8 protein-coding genes are annotated in these 8,575 nt (G+C 50.5%); 5 read left to right on the plus strand and 3 right to left on the minus strand.

The genetic code is table 11. The features are described 5' to 3' along the window. On the minus strand, positions 1-978 hold a 978-nt coding region (gene thiD, locus ABYT30_RS11820; protein ID WP_373096637.1), incomplete at its 3' end, for a bifunctional hydroxymethylpyrimidine kinase/phosphomethylpyrimidine kinase. Between the two features lie 206 nt (positions 979-1,184). On the opposite strand from thiD, the gene ABYT30_RS11825 reads away from it, so the two are divergent. Genes ABYT30_RS11825 through ABYT30_RS11845 form a run of 5 tightly spaced genes read left to right on the plus strand, consistent with a single transcriptional unit; the run spans position 1,185 to position 6,267 of the window. Next, positions 1,185-3,734, plus strand: a complete 2,550-nt coding sequence (locus ABYT30_RS11825; protein ID WP_373096639.1) for a PAS domain S-box protein — start codon at positions 1,185-1,187, stop codon at positions 3,732-3,734. Further along, entirely contained in the window at positions 3,734-4,126 is a 393-nt protein-coding gene (locus ABYT30_RS11830; RefSeq protein WP_373081812.1) for a response regulator, read from the plus strand. Before ABYT30_RS11825 ends, ABYT30_RS11830 begins: the two co-directional genes overlap by 1 nt. Beyond that, entirely contained in the window at positions 4,123-5,301 is a 1,179-nt protein-coding gene (locus tag ABYT30_RS11835) for a SpoIIE family protein phosphatase (protein ID WP_373081815.1), read from the plus strand. Before ABYT30_RS11830 ends, ABYT30_RS11835 begins: the two co-directional genes overlap by 4 nt. A 6-nt stretch (positions 5,302-5,307) precedes the next feature. Continuing rightward, a complete protein-coding gene (locus ABYT30_RS11840; RefSeq protein ID WP_373081818.1) occupies positions 5,308-5,811 on the plus strand; it encodes an STAS domain-containing protein in 504 nt (167 codons plus the stop codon). A gap of 51 nt (positions 5,812-5,862) precedes the next feature. Next, positions 5,863-6,267 (plus strand): PaaI family thioesterase, encoded by a 405-nt coding sequence (locus ABYT30_RS11845; RefSeq protein ID WP_373096641.1) that lies wholly within the window; start codon positions 5,863-5,865, stop codon positions 6,265-6,267. Positions 6,268-6,274: 7 nt separating this feature from the next. Here ABYT30_RS11845 and ABYT30_RS11850 read toward each other — a convergent pair whose 3' ends face one another. Next, a complete protein-coding gene (locus ABYT30_RS11850; protein WP_373081823.1) occupies positions 6,275-7,030 on the minus strand; it encodes a sulfite exporter TauE/SafE family protein in 756 nt (251 codons plus the stop codon). Further along, a partial coding sequence (locus ABYT30_RS11855) for a cation:proton antiporter (RefSeq protein ID WP_373096643.1) occupies positions 7,027-8,575 on the minus strand: 1,549 nt, incomplete at its 5' end. The genes ABYT30_RS11855 and ABYT30_RS11850, both read right to left, overlap by 4 nt.

The raw sequence follows: 8,575 nt of genomic DNA on the forward strand, positions 1-8,575 counted from the left end.
CTCAAGGTCTTTAACCCGCAGCTGAATCGTTTTTACCCCACAAGCCAGCAAGCGCTCAATCCAATCTGCACTGTCCACGACAGGGTACAAGCCAAGCTCCCCATCACATGAGGGGAAACTTGGACGCGGCCCATCTGCCGGCAGTCGCCGACGCAAACTTGGGAAATCAATCAATTGCTGGGGCCAGCCAACATGCGCCACCGGACCTGGCCCACCACCTAGCTGCACCCCCATCCTCAGCCCCTGACTGACGTAGGCTTTAGCGATTACCAGTGCATCTGGCAAGGCGTAGCCCCGCGCTAATCCTGCCGCAATAGCCGAGGACAAGCTGCAGCCAGTGCCGTGGGTATTGAAGGTGTCGACATTGGCACCGCTGAGCCAAAAGCCGTCAACACCATCGCTCCAGTAGTCGTGGCGCTCGTTATTACGAGCGCTAAGGTGACCACCTTTGATTAACACCGAGCGCGCGCCCAACGCCACAATATCTGCCGCCGCCCGCTCTACTTCCTCTAAACCCGCAATCTCTCGGTTTAGTATTGCCTCGGCCTCACCCAAATTGGGGGTCAGCAAATCGCAACGCGGTAACAGCTTCTCAATCAGGCACTCACTAAGGCTTGTGCTGCTTAATTCGCCTCCGGAACTCGACACCATTACCGGGTCGCACACAACAAAGCCAATATAGGACGCCAGATACTTGGCCACCATCGTGACCACACCGTCGTCGGCGAGCATACCCAGCTTTATGACATCCGCTTGCAAATCACTGTCGAGCGCATTTATTTGCGCAGCCAAAGTGCGCCGCGGGGTAACCGATACATGACCAAGGGCGAAACTATTTTGTGCGGTGATCGCAGTAACAACAGTGCAGCCATGAACGCCAAAATCGTGAAAGGTGGCAAGATCAGCCTGAATTCCAGCACCGCCGCCAGAGTCTGAACCGGCGATACTCCATACTATGGGCTTTTTACGGCTAGCCATACATCCTCAATATTTCTCGTGATTATCTTGTTAAGTATAGCTGCCACGGGAATAAGGCAACACAGTAATTCACTATTCCTGGCGGAGAGTAAAGATCCAGCAGCCGCTCTAGCGGCAGAATCCTGGTCTACACTATCCAATACAGCAACGGTCTGCCGAAGCCTCGGCACGAAGAAAGCGCAATCGGCGGCAAGACAGGGGGCACAGTGTTAAAGACTGCTGAAAAACACCGCGAGCCCGCCATTATGCCGCAGGCGGCAATCCTTGCCGGCTTGAGCGCACTGACCCTACTATTCTGGTTTATCGGCGCTCAACCGCTACTGCAAGCAAGGACATCAATCTCCACCACTGGATTAAATGCAATCCTGATACTCACGTTTAGCATCCAAATCCTTGCCCTCACCTACTTCAGCCATCGCCGCCTTATTTGGCAAATAGAGAATTGGCAAAACCGCGGCGAGCGACTCTGGGCCTCGTGGTCTAGCTTAGAGTTTGCGGCCGCGCCGATGCTACTCGCCATAAAAGATCGGGAGGGCCGCTACACTCGCATCAACCAAGCCTATGCAAGCGCGCTCGACTGCGATGAAAGCGCAATACTCGGCAAAACCAATGCCGAACTATTTACCGCCACCGCCGTAGAAAGCCTGTCCAGCCAAGACCAAATCGCCCTTGCCAGCGGTCGCATCAGCTGCAGCGAAGACAGCGTAAAAATCAACGACGTAAATTTTGTTTTCTTTACAATACGCATTCCCCTTCTGGACCACCACGGCAAGGCTCAGGCCTTAATCAGTATCGCAATTGATACCGCCCCCTTTCATCAAGTTGAAGAGGGCTTGCGCGAAAATGAAAAATTACTAAGGCTGATATTCGAACAAGCGCCAATTGCCATCGGCGTACTCGACCTCGATGGCAATATATTTAATGCCAACCCTTACTGCTGCGATCTATTCGGCTACCAGAGGGACGAATTTCGACTAATGAACTTACAGCAACTATTTAGCAACGGCGATCAAGAACACTTACTCAAGCTGCAAAACAAATTGAAGAGTGGCGACATTGAGTCCTTCGCCGCCGAAGGCCAATACCACAAAAAAGATGGCACTAACTTATATGGCTATCAACGTATGGCGCTGGTTAGAGACGAGCACAACGCACCAAAATTACTATTGGGCTTATTAGAAGATATCACTCAACGCAAAGCCGATGAGCAAGCACTGCGCGAACGCGAAGAATACCTGCGCCTTACTTTTGAAAATGCGCCAATTGGCATCGCTATCGTCGATCTCAACAATCAACTTATTGACGTCAACGCTAGCCAATGCAAACAATTAGGCTATGCTCGCGACGAAATGATAGGTCACCCCCTCGAAGAATTTATATCGACCACCGACTGGCCCCACACCAAAACCACGCTGACGAAAATGCGCGCCGGCCAAATCACGCACTATGAGCGCACCGCACGCTATCGCTGTAAAAACGGCGACGTTACAATCGCCGCGACCCAAGGCGGCATCATCCACGATCGCGATGGCAACGCTTTGATGCTGGTTATTCAAATGCAGGATATTAGCCGCCAAATAGCAGCGGAAGCTGAAGGCAGGGATTTACGTCAGTATCTGCAAAACATTATCGACTCAATGCCATCAATGCTGGTTGGGGTAGACGCCGACACAAAAATAACGCAATGGAATGCCACTGCCGCCAGCCAAACCGGTGTCTCTGCGAGCGGCGCTATTGGCCTGCAAGTTGTAGACGTACTGCCTATGCTCAGCGCGCATATCGAACATATCCAGGCCGCCATCAATACGCAGCGCCCACATCGTAGCGAGCGCCTAGCTGTCGAGGTCGGCGACGAAAACCACTTCATCGACATCATCATCTACCCACTAACCACTAAGAGTTCACCTGGCGCCGTCATTCGTGTCGACGATGTTAGCGACCGCGTACGCCTAGAGGAAATGATGGTACAAACCGAAAAGATGCTCTCAGTAGGCGGGCTTGCCGCTGGCATGGCCCATGAAATTAACAACCCCCTAGGCGCGATTTTGCAAGGCGCGCAAAACCTGCGCCGGCGCCTCAGCCCCGAACTCAAAAAAAATCGAGAACAAGCGGAGGCACTCGGAATAAATTTTGAAGACATGCAGCGCTACTTGGAAACTAGACAGATTTTTGAATTCGTTAATCACATCCACGAAGCGGGTAGCCGCGCCGCAAAAATTGTGACCGATATGCTCGCCTTCAGCCGCCGCAGTATATTGCACTTCGAGACCGTTGAGCCCGGCGAGCTACTGGACGCCAGCCTTCGCCTTGCAACCAGCGATTACGATCTAAAACAAAGTTATGATTTTAAACGCATTCAAATACATCGCGACTATAGCGAAGGCCTAAGACTGAGTTGCGATAAAAATGAAATTCAACAAGTTATTTTAAATTTACTACGCAATGCGGCGCAGGCCATGACGAGCGAAGCCAATACCGACAAAACACAGAAAATTTTCCTGCGCACTCGTCGCGAAGGTAATTTTGTACGCATTGATATTGCTGACAATGGCCCGGGCATGACAGAAGATGTTCGCAAGCGCGTTTTCGAACCGTTTTTTACTACCAAGGAAGTGGGCGTCGGCACTGGCCTGGGATTATCGGTATCTTATTTTATTGTTAGCGAACAACATCATGGCACACTGAGCGTTAAATCTACGCCTGGCCACGGCTGCTGCTTCTCGCTCCGCTTACCGATTCAGCAGGAGAATAGCTAATGCCAATTCGAGTTTTAATCGTCGACGATGAACTGGCCGTCTGCATTAATATCGCGGCGTTTTTAGAAGACGAGGGAATGCAAGTCGAAACCGCGGCCACCGCTGAACTAGCACTAGCATTGGCGGCTGATTTAGCAAAATTTGACGTTTGTATTATGGATATGCGGCTACCGGGAATAGATGGCAACCAAGCGATTCAGGCCATACATCAATTGGCGCCGCAACTGCCATTCATTATTCACACCGGGTCAACAAACTATGCACTACCCCCGGAGCTAAGAGCTATTGGCTTAAGCGACGGCGATATTTTCATGAAGCCCCTCGCCGATATGCACATATTGGCAAGTGCAATAAAAGAGCGCGCAACCCGCGCTAAGGATCGTCAACAATGAACGATGCAAAAACCCGCTTACTCGTGGTCGACGACGATCTCGCCGTGCGCGAGTCACTTGCCGCATGGCTAGAGGACAGTGGCTACCATGTTTCACAAGCGGAAGACGGTCTCGTCGCCATTAATCACTGCCGCAAAAAACCACCAGAAATTATGCTTTGCGATTTACGCATGCCGAATATGGATGGCCTGCAAGTGCTCGAAGTAATGGCCACTGAATTCCCGAATATCCCTGTCATTATGGTTTCTGGCCAGGGCGAAATGAGTGATGTTATTCAGTCATTAAAACTTGGCGCTTGGGACTACGTCACCAAACCGATTGCCGACATGGAAATGCTGGAGCGTGCTATGCAACGCTGCTTGGAGCGCGCCAGACTCATACAGGAAAACCGAGAATATCAGCGTAATCTCGAAGCGGCAAACGTAAAACTGCACCAAGCGTTAGAACACATGAGCGCCGATGAACAAGCAGGCCGAGAACTGCAATTTCAATTATTGCCAGAGAATGGCGCGCGGTTTGATCAACTCCAGCTTTTTTATCGACTGCTTTCCTCATCAACCTTAAGTGGCGACTTTGTCGATTATTTTAGTATCGACGACAATCATATCGGGTTTTACCTCGCCGATGTGGCGGGACATGGTATCCCCTCTGCCTTAGTTACCGTCATATTGAAAAACACCATGACGCGTTTTTTGAACGACTGCTGGCAACAACGCGACAAGGTACTGCTTGACCCAGAGCAAACCCTGAGCAGACTGAACAACCTATTTCTCGAGGGCGGCCTTCACAAACATGTCGCGATGTTTTATGGCGTGATCGCCCTAAAAGAAAATCAGCTAAGTTATAGTAGTGCTGGGCACTTCCCTCATGCCATTCTTTTTGAACACGGCAGCGCGCGATACGAGGGCTATAAAAGCCCGCCAGCGGGCCTGTTTAATCAAGCAAATTACCCGCGCCACGATTGCCAACTCAGTGAAAAATTCGCGCTACTTCTCATCTCTGACGGTATTTTTGAAATTATGCCCCACCAGAGCCTTCTTGAAAAAGAAGCAGCACTACTGGCAATGGTTGACACCACAGAGCTAAATCTCGATGATCTAATTGAAAAACTGGGCATCCCCGCTGGCGCCAGCGACTTACCCGACGACATTACGTTTCTACTGCTAAAAAGGTAGCTCGACATGATTCGCTATGCAGAAACTGACAATACGCTGATACTGCATTTCTGTGATGAAGTACGCTATACGCAGTGCGGGCCCTTAAATGCCTTATTAGATAGCGCATTTTCTCGAGGGAAAATTAAAAATGTATTAATCGACCTCACCGATGCCAGTAGTATCGATAGCACTGGGCTCGGCCTACTTGCCAAAATCAGCAATCATATTAGCACTCACTTTAAGCATAAAACGGCCATTTTCACTACCAACCCAGACATTACGCGCACCTTAGACACCGCCGGTTTCAGTGACATTTTTGTTATTCTTAAGCAAAAGCCACAGCTGGCTATTAACGAAAACGACTTGCCCGAAAATTTTGCCTCTGACGTCGAAACAGCAGAAATGATTTTAAATGCTCACCGCGACCTTGCGGGTTTGAATGAAAAAAATTGGCAGGAATTTCGCGGAGTAGTATCCGCACTAGAAAAAGAACTAAACGATAAGAAATCTGCACACGACGTCTATTAGCGCCAACAATATCGCAACCAACAAATACCACCCTTATTAAATGGAGTAGACGTGGCTACAAAACAAGAAATTATTGCGTTTCTAACCCGCGAATTCCCTCAAAGCCCCTGCACCGTCGATGATATTGGCGACAAATCAGCAGTCGTTCGCTATAAAGTCGACAACAGTGCACTCAGACCCGGCGGCACGGTATCGGGACCTGTACTCATGACAACTGCCGACCTCGGTCTGTACGCAGCTATTCTTGGTGAGATTGGCATTGTACCACTTGCGGTAACCACCAATTTAAACATCAATTTTCTGCGTAAACCCAATGCTGACAGCGATATTATTGGGGTCTGCAAATTACTTAAAGTTGGTCGCTTACTTATTATTGGCGAAGTCACTCTCTACTCCGAGCACGATGCGAATCCCGTCGCACACGCGACCGGCACCTACGCCATTCCGCCAAAGTAAAAAGCACTTAGACGAGTACGCCGCGCCCACCATCTATCAGCAGTTTCACGCCCACCACAAACAAAAAGAAATAGCAGATTCGATAAATACTTACCTCACTCACCTTATGTAGTAAATAAAAACCAAGTCGTACCCCGACCGGCGCCACTGGCATCAAAATCGCGGCGGTCAGTAAATTGGTGTGATCAAAGCTACCTTGTAGACTATAGGGTATTAGCTTGACCACATTCACCACCGCGAAAAATATGGCCATGGTGCCCATTAGTAAGGATTTTTCTAAGCGCTGGGGAAGTAAATAAATATTGATTGGCGGGCCGCCGGCATGAATACCAAAGCTAGTAAAACCGGCAACCGCACCCCAAATACTTCCGCGCAGTTTGTCCGGTCCACGCTGAGTCTGCGCCGCAGGCTTAAACCAATAATTCAGACAAAAGGCCACGGCGATCACGCCAATTAAAATCCGAATCATGTCCTCGGACAAGTAGCGAAACCCCATACTGCCAAGCAAAATACCGACCATGGCTCCAGGCAAAATAATTTTTAAATTAGCTCTGTCCCACTGCCCCCGAAAACTCCACAAGGCGACCGCATCCATGACCAGCAGTATCGGCAGTAAAATTGCCGCAGCTTGTACCGGGGATATTGCCAAGCTCATCAACGGCACTGACACCACCGCGATACCGCCACCAAAGCCACCTTTGGCCATGCCAAAAATGAGAATGGCCGGTATCGCACAGAGGTAGAAAAACGGATCGCTAATCAAAGACCACGCTCTTCAATAACATCCGCGTCAAACAAGGCCTGTAATTCATCGTGAGCGTCTCGGGCACTCTGGATGAGTGCCTCCCGGTCATTAAATACCTTATGCTGCTCAGTTAACAACTCCTCATCATGCTGCTGAAAACGGCTAATTCGCGCCTGCGCACGCTCCTCACTTAGACCTAAACCCATCAAGGTTAAGCGGCTCATTTCCAGGCTGGAATGGAAGGTTTCTCGAATGGGTGTAGCGCCCAACTCAATTAAGCGATGAACGTGAAATCGGCTTCTCGCCCGCGCAATAAATTTAATATGGGGATACAAGCGGCTGACCAACTCGGTAATTTTAATATTGGTTTCCGGGTCATCCGCTGCCAAGACAAAATACTCGGCCTTATCGGCATCCACCGCGCGCAATATCTCTGGGCGCAGGGGGTCACCATAAAACACCGGCATGCTGTCGATACTGCGGGACAGCTCAATGGTGTCTACCGACAAGTCTAAAGCGACAAAGGGCACGCGCTGCGCGCGCAGAATTCGCGCTACGATTTGGCCCATACGCCCCATACCAATGATCACAACCCTAGGCTCATCGCTGTCGATTTCTTCGTATTCCGGCGGTACCGCTTGGCTCTGCGCTTTAGGCTGTAATACCTTGGCAATAAGAATAATCAAGAACGGTGTCAGCGCCATCGACACCGTGATGGCCAAGATCAGCAAGCTGTGGAGCTCGGCACTAAACAATTGTTGCTGGCGGGCTATTTGAAAAATGACAAAGGCAAACTCTCCACCCGAGGCCAAGACAATACCTAATTTCAAGGCACTGCTACGATCCAGGCCACCCAGTGTTTTACCAACTAAAGCCAATATAGGCAGTTTTAACATCATCAATAGAACACTTAAGCCCAGCACGGTTAAGGGCGCTTGCAATAAGAGATGCACATCGGCGGTCATCCCAACACTGATAAAAAACAAGCCAAGCAAAAGTCCCTTGAAGGGTTCTATCTGAGATTCCAGCTCGTGGCGGTATTCTGAGTCCGCCAACAACAAGCCAGCTAAGAATGCCCCCAATGCCATCGACACCCCAGCCAACTCCATCAACCAAGCCGTGCCAATGACCACCAGCAAGGCGGTTGCGGTGGACACGTCTTGCAAACCAGTGCGGGCCACCATGCGGAACACCGGTCTCAATAAATAGCGACCACCGATCACCACCGCAGCAATACACAGCAGTATCCGCACTACCGACGTGCCGGTCTCGGCACCATCCCCGCCAATATTGCCGCTAAGCAAGGGTACTAGCGCAATCAGGGGGATCGCCGCGATATCCTGAAATAGCAAAATAGCAAAAGCCAAGCGCCCGTGAGGACTACCCAGTTGCTTACGCTCGGCTAAAATTTGCAAGCCGAAGGCGGTAGACGACAGCGCCAAGCCTAAGCCTAGAACAATGGCCGTCCGCACCGGCTGGTCAAAACTGAAGTACGCTACCCCCCCGATTAAAAGTCCACTGAGCGCGACCTGCGCCAGACCCACCCCAAACACGGCGCGGCGC

This window comes from Zhongshania sp. (genome assembly GCF_041623545.1).
Taxonomy (GTDB): Bacteria; Pseudomonadota; Gammaproteobacteria; order Pseudomonadales; family Spongiibacteraceae; genus Spongiibacter.